The sequence below is a fragment of the Streptomyces sp. TLI_185 genome (assembly GCF_003814765.1).
Taxonomy (GTDB): Bacteria; Actinomycetota; Actinomycetes; order Streptomycetales; family Streptomycetaceae; genus Streptomyces.
In genome coordinates, this window is record NZ_RKRB01000001.1 from 2404155 (window position 1) to 2421629 (window position 17475).

Here is a 17475-nt window from a genome sequence, read left to right on the forward strand (position 1 = left end):
AAGTCGGATGTCTAGGCCTGGTGCAGGACGCTCGACACATGGCAGGGGTCGCACCAGAAGCCGTAGAGCGTGCCGTCGAGGTTCAGGCGTCCGAACGGGGTCGGACCGCTGTCGATCGAAGCCACGAAGCGCATGACGGAAGCGCATTCGGGACAACGGGGGTGCGGTGCCGGAGTGATCCACCTGGGCAGCCCTCCAACCTGGTGGCGGGCGTTGCCACCGGTGGCGTCGAGGCTGATCCCGAGCTGGTTGGGATGCGGTTCGAGAACCAGGGACCGTTCTCCGGGTACCACTTGCGCGTCGGCTTCCGCGGCTCCTCGCGGTCCCTCGAAGACCTGGAGGCCGTCCGGGGTGATCTTCACGGCTACCGAGTCCACTACGTAGCAGCGGCAGGTGAACCAGAAGAAGACGGGATCGCCGCCTCCCAAGGAGAACGGCAGATCGGCCGCGCTGAGCGTGAGGACTCGTGCGGTGGCCCGACCGCAGAGGGGACAGAGCGGGACCTCGCCCGGCTGAACCCCGCCCATGACATGCGGGCTCTCTCCCCGGTCCGCGATCGATCCGAGGAACGCGGGCCGGTATCCGGACCGCTCCGCCGAATCGGGTAGCCTGCCGGCCATCTCGACGAAGGTCTCCCACTGGGCGGAGTCGGAGAGTTCGTCACGCAGGTCGAGCAGGGCGCGTGCCGCCGCTTCGGTGCGCATACGGGCAAGGAGGTCCAGCGCACCGATCTTGCCCTCCTGACGCCACCTCTCCACAAATGCGGGTACATACGCGTCCGGCGCTCCCGACATCATCGCGAGCCGGATGTCGGGGTCCTCGATCCGGCTCAAGTGGGGCCGCAGCAAACCGGGGTGGTACAGCCCCACCTCGTAGACGACATCGACCAGCGGCGCGTCCGGGTCGTCCCCTTCGACGTAGTTCCGCACCATCCCTTCGAGGAGCTGCGTCGGCAGCCAGGGAACCAGCCGTCCGGCCACGGGCACCAAGTCCTCGTCGATACGCAGGCGTTCGGTGACGCGGGTCTTCTGCGTGTGGAGTCCGGGGAGCAGGGCCAGGTACTGGGCGGCGAATTCCGCGACTCGCTCGTCCTGCGTGGCCAGCAGGCAGTCCACCGCCTCGCCAACGCCCCGGTCCGGCTGGTCCTGCAGCCAGGAGGCGATACGGTCGGTGATCTCGGAGACCGGGATGGAGTCGTCGTCGACGAGTTCCCGGGAAACGAGTTCGAGGTTCATCGGTCATTCGCCTTTCTCAGATACTGCAGCAGCAGCTCGTTGATCCCCACAGAGTAGTTGATCACTCCGGGGACCAGGTTCTCGTAGTGCTTGACATAGCGAGCCACTATCGCCTTGGTCAGGCGTTTGGGATCAGACTCCGGCGCATTCGGATCGAATGCCTGCAAATGAGCCTGGAAGTCCCTTCGCACGGCCTCGTTGAGATCCTTTGCGTCCTGCTCCTTGCGCTTTTCCTCGGCTGGGTCGTCACGCCCCGACTGTCGGCCGCCGTACGTTCGGCTGTGCTCCTTGTGGAATGCGTCCGAGATGAAGATCGCCCAGCCTTCGTCGTTGATTTGATCGATCTCCGCCTTGGTGAGCAGAAGCTTCTTCTTCTCACGCTCCCGCAGCGGGCGGCGCAGCCGTGCCTCCTCCGCGGCGAACCGCCTGTTCTGCTCGGCGATCTGGAGCGCTTTGTTCGAGGGAATGTGATCGGGCGTCATCTTGTCGCCGACCACGCCGCGCCCTCCCTTGCCGGGGCGGTCCTCCTTGTACTGGATCGACTCGCCCACCTGGATGGGCGCGTTCGGTCCCGCAGCCGTGGGGGCGAGATCGATCAGAGCCTCGAGTTCGGGCGGAAGCTTCACGGTTGGCTGACCGGCATTCTGCGTCTGGCCGGCATTCCCTGTCTGGTTCTGGTCCTCTGTCCGGCCGGAGTTCTGCGCCTGGTCCGGCCGCCGCGCCTGATCGCCACCGGTGCGCCCCGGGTCGCCCTGCTCGAGCGGAACCACGGTGACCTCTTGCGCCCGTCCCGCATTCCCCTCCGGGTTGAGCCGGGCCATGACGTCCACCGTTTCGGACCCGCGCAGATCGAGGCCGGTGAGCCGATACCAGCGGCGCATTCCCATCAATGCCGCCGGCATCAGCGAACGGAACACGCCTCGGTCGAAGAGCCGCCGCAACTGGGGTCGCAGGCGCGCGAGTATCTTCTGGAGACGTGCCTCCTTCGACTCCTTGGACTTCTCCTGCTTGCGCCGCCGGTCCTGGTTGTGCCGCTTCTGCTCGTGCCGACGACTCTTGTCCTCGCGCAGCCTTTCCTTCTTCTTCCTGAAGAAGTTCCGCAGTTTCGAAGCACCGTTCTTGAGTGCTTTTCCGACCTTGGACTTCTTCAGCTTCCTGCCGAGTGCCCTGGCCGCGTTGCCAACCTTCTTCAAGGCCGACCTGACCGCGCCCTTGGCCTTCGCAAGCGATTTTCCGGAGGGGGACTTGGGCTTCTTGGGCTTGGTCGGCTTCGGTCCCTCGATCTCCTTCTGCTTCTTTTTCGGGGTGACATCGGAGGTCTTGTCCCTGGCGGGAGCCTGGTCGCTTTCCCGGCTCCGGTCCCTCTCCGGCGTCCGGTCCCTGTCGGGCGCCTTGTCCTTGCCTGACGCCTTGTCCTCGCCGGGCGTCCGGTCCTTGTCGGACAATCTGTCCTTCACGGATTCGGGGTTCCGGTCCTGGTCCGGCCTCTGCTCCCTGTCTGGCCTGTCGGCGGCCTCGTCCGCCTTCGTGGGTCTCTTCGGCGTGGCCGAATCCTTCGACTTGACCGGTGATTTCGGTTCCGGCGAAGGCCTGCCCTTCGGCTTCGCCTCGGTGCCGGGCTTGGACAACGCCTGCTTGGCCTTCCGCATCGCCCCCCGCGCCGAGTTGACCGCCGACCCCGCCGCCTTCTTCGCGCCGCCCCCGACCTTCTTCAGGCCGTCCATGATCTTCTGGGCCATGCCCTTGAGGCGTTTACCTACGCCCTTCGTCGCCGAAGACAGCTTCTGCAAAAGGAAATTGGTGATGAAGTCCAGCAGCGCGACGACACCCGCGGCGACCGCCTCCGCGAACAGACATGCCGCCGGGCCCGCCTTGACCGCCTTCAGGTACGCCCAGAACTTCCCGAACGCCGACAGGATCGAGCTGACCGTCGACCATGCCGCCATCAGGCCCTGGATGATGGTGAGGATCGCGCCCGCCGCCGGGACGATCATCGAGACGACCTTTTCGATGACGAGCGTCGCGATCATCATCGGGAGCGACGCGATGATCGCGTCCCACGCCATCTTGCCGATCTGTTTGATCGACACACAGCCCTTGACCAGGACGTCGATGACGGCCTTGCCCAGGCCTAGGATGCCCTCGACCTTCGTGTCGAACCAGCCCTTGACCGCCACCTTGATGGCACCCCAGAGGTGGTCCGTGATGCCGGTTTTCGCCGCGCTGCCCGCCTTGGAGATCCAGCCGCCCGGGTCCGGCGCGATGTCCGCCACCAGCGCCGCGAACTTTCCGAGCGCTTCGATCGCCGCCTGCGCGAACTTGATCGCACCCACGATGATCGCCTGATAGGCCTTGATCACCGCCTTGACCCCGGCTTCGAGCACGTCCAGGAGCTTGTTCAGGCCGGCGGCAAGGGCGTCCAGCAGGCTGTTGACCGCCTTCTTCAGGCCGTCCGCCAGCTTGTTGACCGTTGCTATCGCCGCGTCCCGCAAGCCCTCGATCGCCTTGCGGAACTTGTCCCGGAGTTCCGGAAAGGCCGCCAGCAGCGTGTCGCCGATTGCGATCAGGACGTCCGCGAGCGCGTTGATCGCCTTGATCGCCAAGTCCCGTACGAAGTCGATGGCCTGGTTGGCCCACTCCTTGAACTTGTCGATGATCCCGTTGACGGCCTTACGGGCGGCGTCGAAGACCGCGGTGACGGCGGCGAGCAGGCCCTTGAAGAAGTCGGCGACCTTGTCGGCGATCCAGCCGAGGAGGCCTCCGGAGGGTTTCTTCTCCTCTTTCTTCTTCTGGGCCTCCTTCTCGGCGTTCTCGCGCTCGGTGTCGATCTGCGCGTTGTCCTTGTCCTTGCGCTCGCCGACCTCCTTGTCCTTGTCGTCGCGTGCCTTGACGATCTCCTTGTTCTTCTTGCCGTGTTCGTCGTCGGACTGCTTGTCCGCGTCCTCGATCTTCTTGTCCTGCTCCGCCCGCCAGTCCTGCCGTTGCTTCTGCGTCTCCCGGGCGACCCGGCCGCGTTCGGCCGTCTGCTGCTGCGTGTTCTGATCGACCTCGCGGTCGATCTCGGCCTGCTTGTCCTGCTTGGCCTGCTGCTCGCTCTGCTGGTGTTCCTTGTCCTTCGCGGCCAGGTCGCCCTGCGCCTTGCCCGCCGCACCGGTGATCTCGGTGCCCTTCTCCTGCTTGGCGACGGCGCCGACGCCTGCCTTCGGCGCGGGCGTGGCCTCCAGGCCGCCCGCCTTCCCGCCGCCCGCGCCGCCGGAGGCCTTGCCGCGGAGCTGTTCGCGGGGCGCGTTCGGGAAGATCTGGTCCTCGCCGAGTGGCTTGGCCGCGTCCTCGCGGCCCGTCGACTGCAGGTCGGACTGCTTGTCCTTGAGCGCCTTGGCCTGGTCGTCGGTGCGGGTCGGGTCGCTGGCGCCCTCAAGGCGGATCTTGGGCGCAGGGCCGACCGTCTTGTTCTCGAGTGCGGGGTCGGTGGTCGGGACCGCATCGGCCGCGGCCTCGACGCTCTTCGCCTCGGCCTCGCTCAGTCCCTTGTCGGGCACGGCAGGAGGCGGCGGCGGAGGCACGTCCGCAGCGGGCTGCTTCCCGTCGGCCTTGTCGCCGCCCTTGGCCTTCTGCTTGTCGCCCTGGTCCTCCGGGCCGATCCGCTCCACCTTGCCGGTGACCTGGGCCGCTTCGGGGGCCGCCTCGGGCGGCGCCGAACGCGTCTGCGGCGCCCCCGAAGGCCGTTCCCGTGTCGGCGGGGCCGCATCGAGCCGCTTCTGCTCCTCGCCGATCTTCTTGTCCGCGGCCTTGTCGACCCCGGGCATGGCGGCGGCCGCCTGGTCCGGCGCCAGCTTGCTGACGGTCTGTACGGCGGCCTTGGGGTCCTGCCCCGAGACGTCCGGCGGGTCCTGCTGCTTCTCTTCGGGCGCGGCCTCGCCGCCGCCACCACAACTGCCCTGTCCGCCCTCGTCCTTCTCGGGCGCGGGTGCGGGGGGCGCGCAGCCGCCGCCGTCCTTCTCCAGCGACGCCTCGGGCCGGGGCGCATCCGTCGCCGCGGTCTGGCCGGGCCCGTCGGTCTGCTCGGCGGCCGGGCTCACCGCCGCCTGCGTGACGGAGGGCGCGGCACCGGGTCCGGCTGCGGTCGTCGGACCGGTCTTCTCGGCGGCACCCACGGGACCGCGCGGCGCGGCGCCGGGCCCGGTCTCCTTGGGCACCCTGCTCTTGGCCGCCGGCGCCTCGCGCTCGGACCGCGGCGGTTCGGCACCGCGCCGGGCAGCGGGCGAGGGTTCACGGTCCTCGACGGGGGTCTTGGGCGTCTGCGCACCCGCGGGCCTGGACACGGCCGCCGCCACCGGGCTCACCACAGTGGGCGCCGCGGCCGACGGGGACCCGGCGGCCGTACGGGAATCCGCAGCCGTACGCTCCCGCTGCTGGCTCCGCTCCGCCTCCGCGTCCTCGGCGTCCGGTTTCTCGTCCTCGTCGGCCTGCGATCCCTCGCCGGACTCCGGGTCCTTGTTCTGCTCCTTCTCCTGCTGCTGCTCCGGGTCGGGCTTCTCGGCCTCGGGCTCGGGCCGTTCCTTGTCCTGGGTCGCGGGGTCCTGGCCGACCTCCTGGTCGAGGGGCTTCTCGGTCTCCTGGAGGTCCTTGGTACCGCGGTCCTGGGCCTGCGCGGCGGGCCCGTTCTCGGGCTGCGGGGCCTCGCCCTCGACCGGGCCCTCGTCCTGGCCGGGCGCCTTCGGCTCGGGTCCGGCGCCGTCCTCGTCCTCCTCCTGGTCCCGCTTCTCCCGCTCCTGCTCGGTCTTCTCGGCCTTCGTCGGCGGCGGGGCCGGGAAGGAGGGCAACGACGGCTCGGCGGCGCCCGGTTCGAGTTTGTCCGCGGTCGGTACGGCGGACAGGTCGAGGTCGGCCTCGGGCAGGTAGTCCTCCGGCCTGAGCGCCGGCTCCTGCTCCGCGCCCGGCGCCCGGCCGCCCTCGTCCTCGCCGCCCGCGACCTCCTGGTCGGCGCCCGCTTCGAGGCCGAGCGGCCGCTCCTCCTCGCGGGGTTCGGCCTCGGCGCCGCCGTCCTCGTCCTTCTCGTTGAGGCCGTGCTCGGACAGCGCGGAGTCGGGCTGTTCGGCGCGTTCGTCGACCTTCTCGGGGCGTACGGGTCCGGGCTGGGCCTTCTGCTTCGGGTCCGGCTGCTCGTTCCTGGAACCGGCGCCCGGCTGCGTCTGGTCGTCCCGCTGCTTGCGCTTGTCGGCGCCGGGCGCACTCGCCTGCTGCGGGTCGGCCTCCTCGCGTTCGCGCTGTTCCTTGCGCTCCTCCTTGGCCTGTTCGGCGCCCTGCTGCTGTCCCTGGGTGCGCCGGTCGGCGGCCTGGTCGGTGCGCTTGCGGTCGGCGGCGCCCTGTTCGTCCTTCTGCTGTTCCTCCTCCTTGGCCTGCTGCCGGGAGGCGTTGCGCTCGTCCTCCTGCTCGGTACGCTGCGCGGCGTCCTGCTCCTCGGTGGCGGCGTCCGCGCGGGCCCGGCTGCGGTCGCTGCCGCTCTTCTCGTCGCGGGCCCTGCCGTCCTTCTGCTCCTCACGGGCGTCGGCGGCACGCTTGTCACGCGAACCGCGCTCGGACTCCTGCTTCTTCTGCCACTGGACGCGCTCGACGCCGAGTTCCTCGAAGAGGTCGACCTCGGGCAACGGTGCCTCGGTGGGCTGGAGTTCGACCGGGCCGGGGCGGGCCTGGTCGGCGATCTCCAGCAGGCGGTCGTACTCGGGTGTCAGCAGCCGGTTCTCCAGCCGCTCGACGACAGCGTCCTCCAACTCCTCGGACATTCGCGCCAGTTGGAGTCGTACGCGGCCGGAGGCGTCGGTGGGGTCGCCGCGCAGGGAGCGCAGTACGTTGCCCGCGAGGCGGTCCACGAGGGTCGCCGGGTCGACGGCCTCGGCTCGCATCCGGTCGGCGTCGACGGTGGCGTAGCGCAGCCAGCCGGGGGTGGCCTGTCCCTCCTCGACCTGCGGCGCGGACTCCGGTTCGGGCCCCGCGAGTTGCTGCGCGGTCTGCTCCGCCTCCCGCTCGATGGCCTGCTGCGGCAGGCTCACGGCGCCGAGCTCGCGGCCGGCCCGCAGGGCGCCGAGGCCGTGCGGGTTCTGCACCGTGTGCTGGAGTTCGTGGGTGAGCAGCCGGCGGCCCTCGTCGGTGCCGGGCTTGAAGGCACCCTCGCGGAAGAAGACGTCCTGGCCAACGGCGACCGCGTCCGCGCCCAGCAGCTCGGTCAGCTGCCCGGCGTCCCGGCCTGTGTGCAGCCGTACCCGGCCGAGGTCGTGCCCGAGCTGCTCCTCCAGCTCGCGTCTGAGACCGGGGTCGAGGGGCTGTCCGGCGCCGCTGACGATGTTCTTCGGCTCGGGCGTACGGGACTTGGCGGCCTTCTCCTTGCGCTTGCGGCGCCGCTGTTCGGCGGCCTGTTCCGAACGGGAGTCCTGCGTCTGGGAACTCATCGGCTCACCTCCCCGTGCCCGCTCAGTCCCTCGTGCACGGCACGCGCCAGCTCCTGGCCCAGGCGCCGCGCGGAGAGCCCTGCGGGCAGCGGCGGCAGACCGGACAGCGCGTCCACGGCGAGGGGGCCTTCTGCGGCCAGCGGCACACCGTGCTGCCGTACGAGGCGCGTCAGCTCGCTCTCGAACGCGGCCGACACGCGTTCGGGGTCGGCCCGGAAGCCGTCGAGCACCAGCTCGCCGACCTCGATCCGGATCGCCGAGGGCTCCCGGTCCCGCGAAGGGTCCCGGGAGAAGTCGCGCGAGGACGTCACACCCATCCGCGGACCTCCGTGGGCGTCAGCGAGCGCTCCAGCTTCAGGTACTCGGTGCGGGCGGCGGCGAGCATGTGCCGCATCTGCAGCCGGTCGCCCTCCTCGGCGGCGAGGAAGGCTCCGGACAGGGCGATGTTGCGGATCGAGCCGCCGGCGACGGTGAGCTGGGCGAGCAGCGCGGGGTCGATGTCCTTGACCGGGGCCTGCGCCGGCAGCACCCGTCGCCAGATCTCGGCGCGTTCGTGCTCGGCGGGGAAGGGGAAGTCGACGACGAAGCGGATGCGCCGCAGGAAGGCCGTGTCGAGGGCGTTCTTCATGTTGGTGGTGAGGATGGCCAGGCCCCGGTAGGCCTCCATGCGCATCAGCAGATAGCTGACCTCGAGGTTGGCGTACCGGTCGTGGCTGTCCTTGACCTCGCTGCGCTTGCCGAACAGGGCATCGGCTTCGTCGAACAGGAGCAGCGCGCCGCCGCGTTCGGCGGCGTCGAAGACCCGGCGGAGGTTCTTCTCGGTCTCGCCGATGTACTTGCTGACGACCTGCGAGAGGTCGATGACGAACAGGTCGAGGCCGAGTTCCTTCGCCATGACCTCGGCGGCAAGGGTCTTGCCGGTGCCGGAGCCACCCGCGAACATCGCGGTGACGCCGAGCCCGCGGCGCAGGGTGGCGGCGAATCCCCACTCCTGGTGGACGGTTGCCCGCTGACGGACATGCGCGACGATCTCGCGCAGCACGCTGGTCTGCCGCTCGTGCAGCACCAGGTCGTCCCAGCCGGCCTGCGGCGCGATACGCCGCCCGAGTTCGTCCATGCCGATCCGCGCCTCGTCGAGCCCGGCCTGCCAGGCGAGTTCACCGGCGTCCAGCTCGTCCTCGTGCGGCAGCCGACGGTGCACGGCCGCGGCCGCGGTCCGCACGACGTGCGGGGGCAGCTGGAACTGGGCGACGAGAGAGCGGAGTTCACCCTCGCCCAGGCCGATCTCCTCGAAAGCGCCTGCCCACAGGCCGAGTTGCTCGTCGTCGTCCAGCCGCGGAACGGCCACCCGGGCCCCGTACGAGCGCTCCGAGCGCAGCGGATCCTCGCTCGACACCACCACCGGTACGGCGGCCCCGGCCAGGAACGACTCCGTCGCCGCCCGCTGGTCGCGGTCCAGTTCGCCCGCCTCGACGAGCAGCACGGCGGGCAGCAGGATCGCCTCGCGCTGCCACAGCCGGGCCAGCCGGTCGCGTTCGGCCGGGTCGGACGGGATGTCCTCGGCGCTCATGGAATACAGGCCAAGGCCCGCCCGGGCTGCCGCGGCCGCGGAGATGTCGGCCCGGCTGCGCAGATCGCCGCCGGTGATCTCGACCAGCGGCGCCTCGGTCGCGTTCGTCCAGCCCTCGGCGAGCCGGGTGGCCGCCAGGTCGTACGACGGTGTCAGCGTCTTCGGCACCGGGGTGCGGCGCAACTGCCCGTGCAGCCGGGCATCCAGATAGGGCGAGCCCAGCAGGAAGTGCAGGATCCGCTCGTCCAGCCGCAACCGGGACGTCGTCAGCCGTGACTCGTCGTCCAGCTCGACGATCCGCCACCGCCTCAGCGGCGCGACCGGCGTGAGCGCGCTCCAGTGCGGCTCCGCGAGGGCGGCCAGGGCGAGGGAGAAGGTCGGGTACGCCCGCTCCGGGTCGCCGCAGGCCGCGGCACACCGGGCGGCGGCCGTGGGCTCCAACTCGTGGGCGGCGGCGAGGAGTACGAGGTCGCGCTCGAAGGAGGTGAGGCTGAAGCAGGCGACGAGGGCGTCGAGGGGGGCGGTTCCGGGGCCGGGGAGGGAGGCGAGGGCGGCATCGGCGGACGGAGCGGCGGACTCACCGGGGACCACGACCGCCTCGGCAGCAGCCCCGCCCGTGGGCGCGAAAGCCCCGGCGCCGGACCCGTCCGGGCCCGCGGAAGCCCCGACGGCACCCCGAGCCCCGGCCGCGGGGCGCGCGGACTCCTCGGCGACGGACCCACCGGGGGCACCGGCAGCCTCACCCGTGGGCGCAAAAGCCCCGGCGCCAGACCCGTCCGGGGACGCGAAAGCCCCGGCGCCAGACCCATCCGGGCCCGCGACAGCCCCGGCGGCACCCCGAGCCCCCGCCGCGGCGCGCGCCGCGCGCACCGACTCCTCGGCAGCGGACCCACCGGCGGCAGCGGCAGCCTCGCCCGGGGAGCCGAAAGTCCCGGCGCCAGACCCATCCGGGCCCGCGACAGCCCCGGCGGCACCCCGAGCCCCCGCCGCGGCGCGCGCCGCGTGCGCGTCGACGCGGGACAGGACGCGTCGGATCTCCGCGGTCAGCGTCGTCCTGCCCGCCTGTGCGCCCTGCTCGGTCATCCCCATGTCGTCACCTGCCCCCGCCGCTTCCATGTCGTTCAGTTCTCCGTGCCGTCGTCGCCGCGGTCCGCGTTCCGGGTTTCGGGCTGCGCCGGCTTGGTTGCACGGGGCGCCGCCTTCCGCGTACGGGCGGGAGCCTTGGCGGCGGTTTTGGTGACGGCCTTCGCCGGGGCCTTTGCCAGGGCCTTCGCCGTCTTCTTGGCGGGAGGAGCGGCCTGGTTCTCGGTCTCCGTCTGCACAACTTGCTGTGTCAGAACGCCACTTGACGGTCCGTCACCCTGCGGCTCCGCCCCCGGAGGGACCGGAGCCCCCGGCGCCCCGAACGGCAGCACCCGCACCTCGGGCCGTTCGACCGGCCGGCCCGGCACCGGGCTCTCGCGGCCGTCGATGAGGACGAGCGTCGCCTGGTAGACCACCGACAGCGTGTACGGGGTCTGGTAGAGCATCCCCCACAGCTTCGACGTCTCGTCGACGTCCATCACCGTCGGTGTGAACCGCACCCGCTGCGCCGCCCCGGCAAGGTCGCTGCCCGCCAGGTACGGCCGCTCTCCGGCCTGCTCGATGACGTCCTTCGGGAGGACGGGGATCTCGTGCAGGGTGCGCACCACGGAGCCGATCAGCCGCTGTCCGACCAGCTCTCGCTCGTCGCCGTACGCGCTGATCAGGTAGTGCAGGTCGAGCGCCGCGGCGGGCCGCTTGACCAACGTGCCGTCGGCAGCGCGGGTCGGCAGGTCGTTGTTGCGCTGCGAGGTGTTGGGCGTGACCTGGTAGAGGAACACGGAGATGGTGGGCTGTTCCAGCTGCGGGTCGGCGGGCGGCTTGCGCGGCTCGACCTTGACGGCCTCGCCGAACTCGGGCCCCACGTTGTTCTCGATCAGCAGGGCGAGAGCCTGGGTGACATGGGCGATGGCAAGTGCGTTGCTCATGACGTCAGTTCCTCGGTTCCTCTCGTCCTGCTGCTGTGTGCGTGGCGGCTCACTCGCGCCCCCGTGCCAGGTAGTCCGCGAGGCTCAGGGCCGTCCCGGGCCGCTCCGCCGCCTTCCGCCGCTGCCCGGCGCCTTCCGCGGCACTGGCGGCGGTCACCTCCAGCCGTCCGATCTGCACCTGCACCACCTGCTCGGTGGGCTTGGACGGCCGGCGGGCCGCTGCCTGCCGTACGGCGTCGCGTGCTGCCGCCGTGTCGGCGGCGCTGGGTCGCAGCGCCGCCGACACGGCTTGGGGGGCGGCTTCCGTGCCCGGGGGGATGGGCACGGACACCGCGGTCTGTGACGCTCCTGGCTCTGCACGCCCCCACCCGGCCGCGCGCCGCCCGGCCTCGGGCAGCGGCCGCAGCCCCGGCGCGACGGGCGCGACGGGACGCAGCAGGGGTGCCTCGGCGCGGGCCGGCTCGGACGACCGCGGGGCCGGTGCTACGGGCTCCCGTTCGGTGCGTACGACGGTCCGCTCCCGTTCCGTGTGCGTGCGCGTCCGAGTGGCCGGCGGACGCGGGGCATCCGGCGGTGCGACGGCGGCCGGCGTGGTGGCGGGCCACAGCAGCGTGTCCTCCTCCGGTGCGGGTGCGGCGGCCCGTACCGCCTCGACCCGCTCGAAGGGGCCGGGCAGCCGGGGCCGTACCCGCATCGCGGCCGGTCGCGGGGCTGTGTGCCGTGCGAGCAGCCGGTCGAAGAAGTCGGGGAAGTCCGGCGCCCCCTGGGTGTCAGACATCGGCACACAGCTCCAGGTAGTAGCGGCGACGCGTCGGGCTGAGCGCCAGGATCTCCGGCTCGCTCCAGCCGTAGGCGGTGGCGAGCAGGTGGACGTCGAGGAGCACGTCCCGTGCCCAGGCGTCCAGTTCGGTCCACAGGTAGGAGGCGATGTCGAGTTCGGCCCGGGTGGCCTCGCCGCACTCGGGGCAGGCGACGTTGAGCGCCAGGTCGGCGCCCGGGTCGGCCGCCTCGACGGCCTCGGCGATCCGGCGCTGCACCGGCACGGGCAACTCCCCCGCCGCTGCGGCCGTCCCGTCGCGGGTCGCCGAGACCAGGCACCGGGCGAGCAGCGCCGTACGCGGGTCGGCCGCCCGGGCCGCGGCCTGCAGGTCGGCGACCCCGGGCAGCCTGAACTCGACGTCCCAGCCGTCCTGTTGGACCCGTACGACCGACTCGCCCAGGCCGCCCAGCGACCCGGCGAGCTGCCCGGCGTCCAGGTCGAACTCCATGTCCGCCCCGCACGCCGCGCACTCCAGCCGTACCTGCATCCGCTCGCCGAACAGCGCCCGGCGCAGGGCGAACAGGTCCGCCTCGCGCTCGCCCACCGGAAGCTGCGGAAGCCTCCCGGTGTCGACGTCGGGCCGTGCCGTGCGGTGCAGCAGCAGTGCCCGTCCGACCGGTGCCTCCCCGAGCCCGGCCTCCCAGGCGGCCAGCAGTTCGGCCGCCCCGGTGATCGCCATGTCCCTCCCCGTTTCCCTCAACTACCCCCGGTTCATGCTGGGTTGAGGAACGAAGGCTCCTCCGGCTCGGGCACCTCGTAGTCCCGCTCCCAGCCCTCGCACTCGAGCTTCAGCGACTGGATGGCCACCGCGTTGGCGTTGGCGTCCAGCTCGCCGAGGACCTGGTACTCGCTGGGCCAGGTCCGGTAGAGCTTGTGCGAGACGGCGACCTGCCCGGCCTCGTTGAGGACCTGGATGACGATGTCCTTGCGGAAGTCCGCGAGGGACACCTCGGAGCCGAGGCCCGCGCCGACCTGCCAGACCTTGTTGGCCCAGCGGTCGAACTCGGGGTCGTGGGTGACCCCGCGCTCGAGGGTGATGCCCTCGAACTCGGAGCGGCCCGGCGACTTGCGCGGGGAGGAGGGGTCGCCGCCGTGGCGGTGCTTGACGACCTCCGTGGTCCGCTTCAGCGGACTGATCTTGCTGATACCGGCGACCGTCCGACCGTCCCACAGGACCAGGAACTTGAAGTTCTTGTAGGGGTCGAAGCGATGCGCGTTGACCGTGAACTCAGCCATCGATTTCCTTCAGCTCTCCGAGATTGACGGGCCGCTAGAGAGCGAACTGCCCGGACGTCTGCTGGATCCTGACGACCACGAACTCGGCCGGCCGCACCGGCGCGATCCCGACGAGCACGTTGACGACGCCGTTGGCGACGTCCTCGTCCGTCGTGGTCTCGCTGTCGCACTTGACGAAGTACGCCTCGCGCGGGGTGCTGCCCTTGAAGGCGCCCTGGCGGAACAGCGTGTGCAGATACGAGGAGGCGGACAGCCGGATCTGCTGCCACAGGCTCTCGTCGTTGGGCTCGAACACGACCCACTGCAGGCCGCGTTGGAGGCTCTCCTCCACATGCAGCGCGAGCCGCCGCACGGGCACGTACTTCCAGGCGCTGTCGAGGGCGTCGGAGCCCTGCAGCGTGCGCGCGCCCCACACCAGCGGTCCGGTGACCGGGAAGGTGCGCAGGCAGTTGACGCCGAGCGGGTTGAGCAACCCGGTCTCACGGTCCGTCAGGTCGACGGTCAGCGAGTGCACTCCGACGAGCTGCGCCTCCGTGCCGGCCGGTGCCTTCCAGACCCCGCGCTCGGAGTCGGTGCGCGCGATGACGCCGGCGACCGCGCCGGACGGCGGGAAGGCGCGCAGCCGCCCGGTGAGCGGGTCGGTGAGCTGGATGTGCGGGAAGTACAGGCCGGCGTGGTTGCCGCGCACCGGGTCGAAGGCGGACAGCCCGGCGCGGGCGCTGTCCACGCTCACCCAGGTGCTGGGCGCGTCGACCAGCAGGAAGATCCGCCGCTCCTCGCACAGCCGCTGAGCAGCCGATACGACGGTGAGGGCGTCCTCGGTCTTCTCGTACGAGGCGAGCTCCGGCAGCGCGAGCAGGTTGACGTCGGCCACCCCGCGCAGCGCCTGGATGCCGGTCTTGCCGGCCTCGGAGCCGATGAGGTCGCGCGGACCGGGGGCCTCGCCGTCCTCGCCGCCCTCCAGCGGGAACACCGGCGGGTTGACCGAGGCCTCCAGGCCCAGGTCGTTGGCGCACTCGCCGAGGAAGCGGACGACGTCCTCGGGGTCGGTGGAACCGGCGACCACCTGGATACGGCGGCCGAAGGCGGTGACCTCGACGCCCGCGAAGGCGTGCTTGCCGGGCGCGTCGGGCAGCGCCCGCAGCTTGCGCTCCAGGAGCAGTGCCAACTCGGCCACGGAGGACGGGGCTTCGCCGTCGCACTCGGGGTCGTAGAGCTTGAACTCGCGCTCCACGTCACCGATCTTCACCGTCAGGTCGACGGCCAGGTCGGGCAGTTCGTGGCCGAACGGCTTGGAGACGGTGCCGGACGGGTCGGGGCGGCCCTCGCCGACGGCCTCGACGCGGATCAGCCGCGACCCCGCGTTGATCACGGTGGGCGCGTAGGTCCCGCTTCCGGCGTCCATGGACAGGCCGGTGAAGCTCTCGCGGGCGTCGCCCTTGGCGTCGTAGACGCGCAGGTTGAAGGTCGCTTCGCAGTCCGGGGTGTCGTAGTCGACGGCGACGCGCAGGCCGTTGCCCCACACGCCGGGTTCCTTGGCGTGGACCTCCAGGACACGGCTCTCGCTGTGGCCCTCGGTGGACTCCAGGACGACACAGGCGGCCTTGCCGCTGCCGGCCTTGGCGACCCGGACGATCACTGCGACGGAGCCGCCGTTGCCGAAGAACTGGTGGACGGCGTAGGCGAGCGGGCTCTGCGCGCTCAGCCCGCCGAAGCGCCGCTCGAAGTCGGCGAATCCGGTGACGCGCACCGGCTCGTTCAACGGGCCGCGCCGGGTGTGCCCCACGAATGCGGTCACCGAAGTGGTCACGGCGGAGATGGCGCGGGTGCTGCTGGGAAGCTCTTCGACGTAGACGCCCGGATACGTCGGCCTGGCGGCCGCGGCATTCGTCGGCATTCCCCCTCCTATCCCTTCTCAGGCACCGGTGAAAGGCACCAAGAGGCGGCAGAGGGGAGAGGTTCGGGCACGGCGGCGCGCAGCAGTCCCCGGACGCGCCCTTGCCGCGCCGGTCCGCACACCCCGTTTCAGCTTCCCCCGTCAATGCCCCGGACGGACGGCCGCCCGGGTCAAGCACGCACGCTTGTGACTCCTGATGCTCAAGTGCTGTGCCCACCATGGTGAGTTGGGGGTTGAGTCAACAAGGCGTGTTCACGCCAGTCCGAAAGGAGGTTCGATGAAGGCGGGCGCGCACAACACGCACCGGATGTGCGCGTGTCGGAACAGGCGCTTCACAGATTTCACACAGCCCGTGGTGCAGCAGAATGGAGCGCATGTCCCGACGTACCTCGCAATCCCGGCGGCAGCACGGCTCCGCCCCAGTTCACAACCCCTCCTGCCCTTGCGGTCTTGCGGAGACGTACGAAAAGTGCTGTGGCCGATTCCTCCCCCAGTCTCGAACAACCTCGACCGGGGGGACCCCCACGGGTGAGGCGGCGGCCCCGACCGCCGAGGCACTGATGCGTTCGCGCTACAGCGCTTTCGTGAAACGTGATGAGGCCTATCTGTTGCGGACCTGGCATCCGCGAACGCGACCGGCCCGGGTCGACTTCGACCCGGGCATGCGCTGGACCGGCCTGGAGATCCTGGAGACGACCGACGGGACGGCCTTCCACACCACCGGCACCGTGACCTTCCGCGCCTCGTTCAAGGGCGGTTCGCTGCACGAACGCAGCCGGTTCGAGCGGGTCGACGGGGCGTGGGTGTACGTCGACGGGGACTTCCCCGAGGCGTAGGCGATACGCCTAGGGCGCCAGGATGTCGAGTTCCTGCAGGGCGCCCACCGTGATCTCCCTGGTCAGTTTCTCCGCGCGGGCCGCATCGCCCTCGCGGACCGCCTCGGCGACCTGGACGTGCAGGGTGACGGCGGCAGGGTCGGGGTCCTCGAACATGACCTCGTGGTGAGTGCGGCCCGCGAGGACCTCGGCGACGACGTCACCGAGCCGGGCGAACATCTCGTTGCCGGACGCCACGAGGATCACCCGGTGGAAGGCCATGTCGTGGACGAGGTACTCCTCCAGCTTGTGGCCGCGGGAGTTGGCGACCATGCCGATCGCGCACTCGGTGAGTTCGGCGCACTGCTCGGCGGACGCGTTCCTGGCGGCGAGGCCCGCGGCGACCGGCTCGACGGCCGAGCGCAGGACGGTCAGCGAGCGCAGCTGGTGGGGGCGGTCGGCGCCGGCCAGCCGCCAGCGGATGACCTGCGGGTCGTAGACGTTCCACTCGGCCTTCGGGCGCACGGTGACGCCGACCCGCCGGCGCGACTCGACCAGGTGCATGGATTCGAGCACCCGGACCGCCTCGCGCATCACCGAGCGTGACACGTCGAAGCGCTGGGCGAGCTCGTCGGTGCGCAGAACGCTGCCCGGCGGGTACTCGCCCGCGGTGATCGCGGGGCCGAGGGAGTCCAGTACATGGCCGTGCAGACCCCGGCCCGGAGTGGTCATGCACTCAGCGTACGGGGCAGGTCACGGGAACAAAAAGTCAGACTTATTCATCACAGACTCTTGAATTCGTCGTACCTAATCGGTTTCAGTGTCGTCGGCGTCGGTTGAACGGTCGGCGTCCAGATGTCGAAGAAGACAGTGAGAGCACCATGCAGCAGCTGCGCACCCCCCATGTCGTCGTGGTCATGGGCGTGGCGGGCACCGGTAAGACCACCATCGGTCCCCTGCTCGCGGCCCGGCTCGGCGTTCCGTACGCCGAGGGCGACGACTTCCACCCGCAGGCCAACATCGACAAGATGTCGGCCGGCGTCCCGCTCGACGACGAGGACCGGTGGCCCTGGCTCGACGCCATCGGTGCCTGGGCGCACGGGCGGGCCGGGCTCGGCGGGGTCGTCAGCAGCTCGGCGCTGAAGCGGTCGTACCGCGACCGGCTCAGGGCCGCCGCCCCCGGTGTCGTCTTCGTGCACCTGACGGGCGACCGGGCCCTCATCGAGGACCGGATGTCGCACCGGCAGGGTCACTTCATGCCCACGGCGCTGCTCGACTCCCAGTTCGCCACGCTCCAGCCGCTCCAGCCGGACGAGGCGGGTGTCGCGGTGGATGTCACCGGGAGCCCCGAGGAGATCACCGAGCGGGCCGTGAAGGCACTGGACGCTCTGCCTCACCCGGCCGCGTAACACCCACGCCCCGCACGCACCCCCCGCACCCACTCCCC

Annotated in this window: 12 protein-coding genes; 2 read left to right on the forward strand and 10 right to left on the reverse strand. The window is 71.0% G+C overall.

Annotated features, from left to right (window positions below):
* Window positions 1-11 precede the first annotated feature (11 nt).
* Genes EDD92_RS10855 through EDD92_RS10895 form a run of 9 tightly spaced genes read right to left on the reverse strand, consistent with a single transcriptional unit; the run spans window position 12 to window position 15213 of the window.
* The gene (locus EDD92_RS10855) at window positions 12-1235 is read right to left on the reverse strand and encodes a hypothetical protein (RefSeq protein ID WP_123964098.1); all 1224 of its coding nucleotides are present in this window, start codon (window positions 1233-1235) and stop codon (window positions 12-14) included.
* Window positions 1232-7681, reverse strand: a complete 6450-nt coding sequence (locus EDD92_RS10860) for a DUF4157 domain-containing protein (RefSeq protein ID WP_123964099.1) — start codon at window positions 7679-7681, stop codon at window positions 1232-1234. Before EDD92_RS10860 ends, EDD92_RS10855 begins: the two co-directional genes overlap by 4 nt.
* Complete coding sequence (locus EDD92_RS10865; protein WP_123964100.1) at window positions 7678-7998, reverse strand: hypothetical protein; 321 nt, start codon at window positions 7996-7998, stop codon at window positions 7678-7680. The genes EDD92_RS10860 and EDD92_RS10865 overlap by 4 nt, the downstream gene beginning before the upstream one ends.
* Window positions 7989-10340, reverse strand: a complete 2352-nt coding sequence (locus tag EDD92_RS10870; RefSeq protein ID WP_260326482.1) for an ATP-binding protein — start codon at window positions 10338-10340, stop codon at window positions 7989-7991. The genes EDD92_RS10865 and EDD92_RS10870 overlap by 10 nt, the downstream gene beginning before the upstream one ends.
* Before the next feature lie 32 nt (window positions 10341-10372).
* Window positions 10373-11260 (reverse strand): DUF4255 domain-containing protein, encoded by an 888-nt coding sequence (locus EDD92_RS10875; protein WP_123964101.1) that lies wholly within the window; start codon window positions 11258-11260, stop codon window positions 10373-10375.
* A 49-nt stretch (window positions 11261-11309) separates the two neighbouring features.
* Window positions 11310-12038 (reverse strand): hypothetical protein, encoded by a 729-nt coding sequence (locus EDD92_RS10880; protein ID WP_123964102.1) that lies wholly within the window; start codon window positions 12036-12038, stop codon window positions 11310-11312.
* Entirely contained in the window at window positions 12031-12759 is a 729-nt protein-coding gene (locus tag EDD92_RS10885) for a hypothetical protein (RefSeq protein ID WP_123964103.1), read from the reverse strand. Before EDD92_RS10885 ends, EDD92_RS10880 begins: the two co-directional genes overlap by 8 nt.
* A gap of 32 nt (window positions 12760-12791) precedes the next feature.
* Window positions 12792-13316: a phage tail protein gene (locus EDD92_RS10890; RefSeq protein WP_004003113.1), complete on the reverse strand. Its 525-nt coding sequence runs from the start codon at window positions 13314-13316 to the stop codon at window positions 12792-12794.
* Between the two features lie 34 nt (window positions 13317-13350).
* A complete protein-coding gene (locus EDD92_RS10895; protein WP_123964104.1) occupies window positions 13351-15213 on the reverse strand; it encodes a phage tail sheath subtilisin-like domain-containing protein in 1863 nt (620 codons plus the stop codon).
* 374 nt (window positions 15214-15587) lie between these two features.
* On the opposite strand from EDD92_RS10895, the gene EDD92_RS10900 reads away from it, so the two are divergent.
* Entirely contained in the window at window positions 15588-16049 is a 462-nt protein-coding gene (locus tag EDD92_RS10900) for a YchJ family protein (protein ID WP_123964105.1), read from the forward strand.
* A 9-nt stretch (window positions 16050-16058) separates the two neighbouring features.
* On the opposite strand, the gene EDD92_RS10905 is transcribed toward EDD92_RS10900, so the two are convergent.
* On the reverse strand, window positions 16059-16760 hold the full coding sequence (locus tag EDD92_RS10905; RefSeq protein ID WP_123964106.1) for a FadR/GntR family transcriptional regulator: 702 nt from the start codon (window positions 16758-16760) through the stop codon (window positions 16059-16061).
* 149 nt (window positions 16761-16909) lie between these two features.
* Here EDD92_RS10905 and EDD92_RS10910 point away from each other — a divergent pair, with 149 nt between their 5' ends.
* The gene (locus EDD92_RS10910) at window positions 16910-17437 is read left to right on the forward strand and encodes a gluconokinase (protein ID WP_123964107.1); all 528 of its coding nucleotides are present in this window, start codon (window positions 16910-16912) and stop codon (window positions 17435-17437) included.
* The last annotated feature ends 38 nt before the right edge of the window (window positions 17438-17475 follow it).

Bases quoted from the DNA above. Each gene is read 5' to 3' on its own strand.
- EDD92_RS10860 (WP_123964099.1), bottom strand. From the start codon at position 7,681: ATGAGTTCCCAGACGCAGGACTCCCGTTCGGAACAGGCCGCCGAACAG.
- EDD92_RS10895 (WP_123964104.1), bottom strand. From the start codon at position 15,213: ATGCCGACGAATGCCGCGGCCGCCAGGCCGACGTATCCGGGCGTCTAC.
- EDD92_RS10865 (WP_123964100.1), bottom strand. From the start codon at position 7,998: ATGGGTGTGACGTCCTCGCGCGACTTCTCCCGGGACCCTTCGCGGGAC.
- EDD92_RS10880 (WP_123964102.1), bottom strand. From the start codon at position 12,038: ATGTCTGACACCCAGGGGGCGCCGGACTTCCCCGACTTCTTCGACCGG.
- EDD92_RS10905 (WP_123964106.1), bottom strand. From the start codon at position 16,760: ATGACCACTCCGGGCCGGGGTCTGCACGGCCATGTACTGGACTCCCTC.
- EDD92_RS10870 (WP_260326482.1), bottom strand. From the start codon at position 10,340: ATGGGGATGACCGAGCAGGGCGCACAGGCGGGCAGGACGACGCTGACC.
- EDD92_RS10855 (WP_123964098.1), bottom strand. From the start codon at position 1,235: ATGAACCTCGAACTCGTTTCCCGGGAACTCGTCGACGACGACTCCATC.
- EDD92_RS10890 (WP_004003113.1), bottom strand. From the start codon at position 13,316: ATGGCTGAGTTCACGGTCAACGCGCATCGCTTCGACCCCTACAAGAAC.
- EDD92_RS10875 (WP_123964101.1), bottom strand. From the start codon at position 11,260: ATGAGCAACGCACTTGCCATCGCCCATGTCACCCAGGCTCTCGCCCTG.
- EDD92_RS10910 (WP_123964107.1), top strand. From the start codon at position 16,910: ATGCAGCAGCTGCGCACCCCCCATGTCGTCGTGGTCATGGGCGTGGCG.
- EDD92_RS10900 (WP_123964105.1), top strand. From the start codon at position 15,588: ATGTCCCGACGTACCTCGCAATCCCGGCGGCAGCACGGCTCCGCCCCA.
- EDD92_RS10885 (WP_123964103.1), bottom strand. From the start codon at position 12,759: ATGGCGATCACCGGGGCGGCCGAACTGCTGGCCGCCTGGGAGGCCGGG.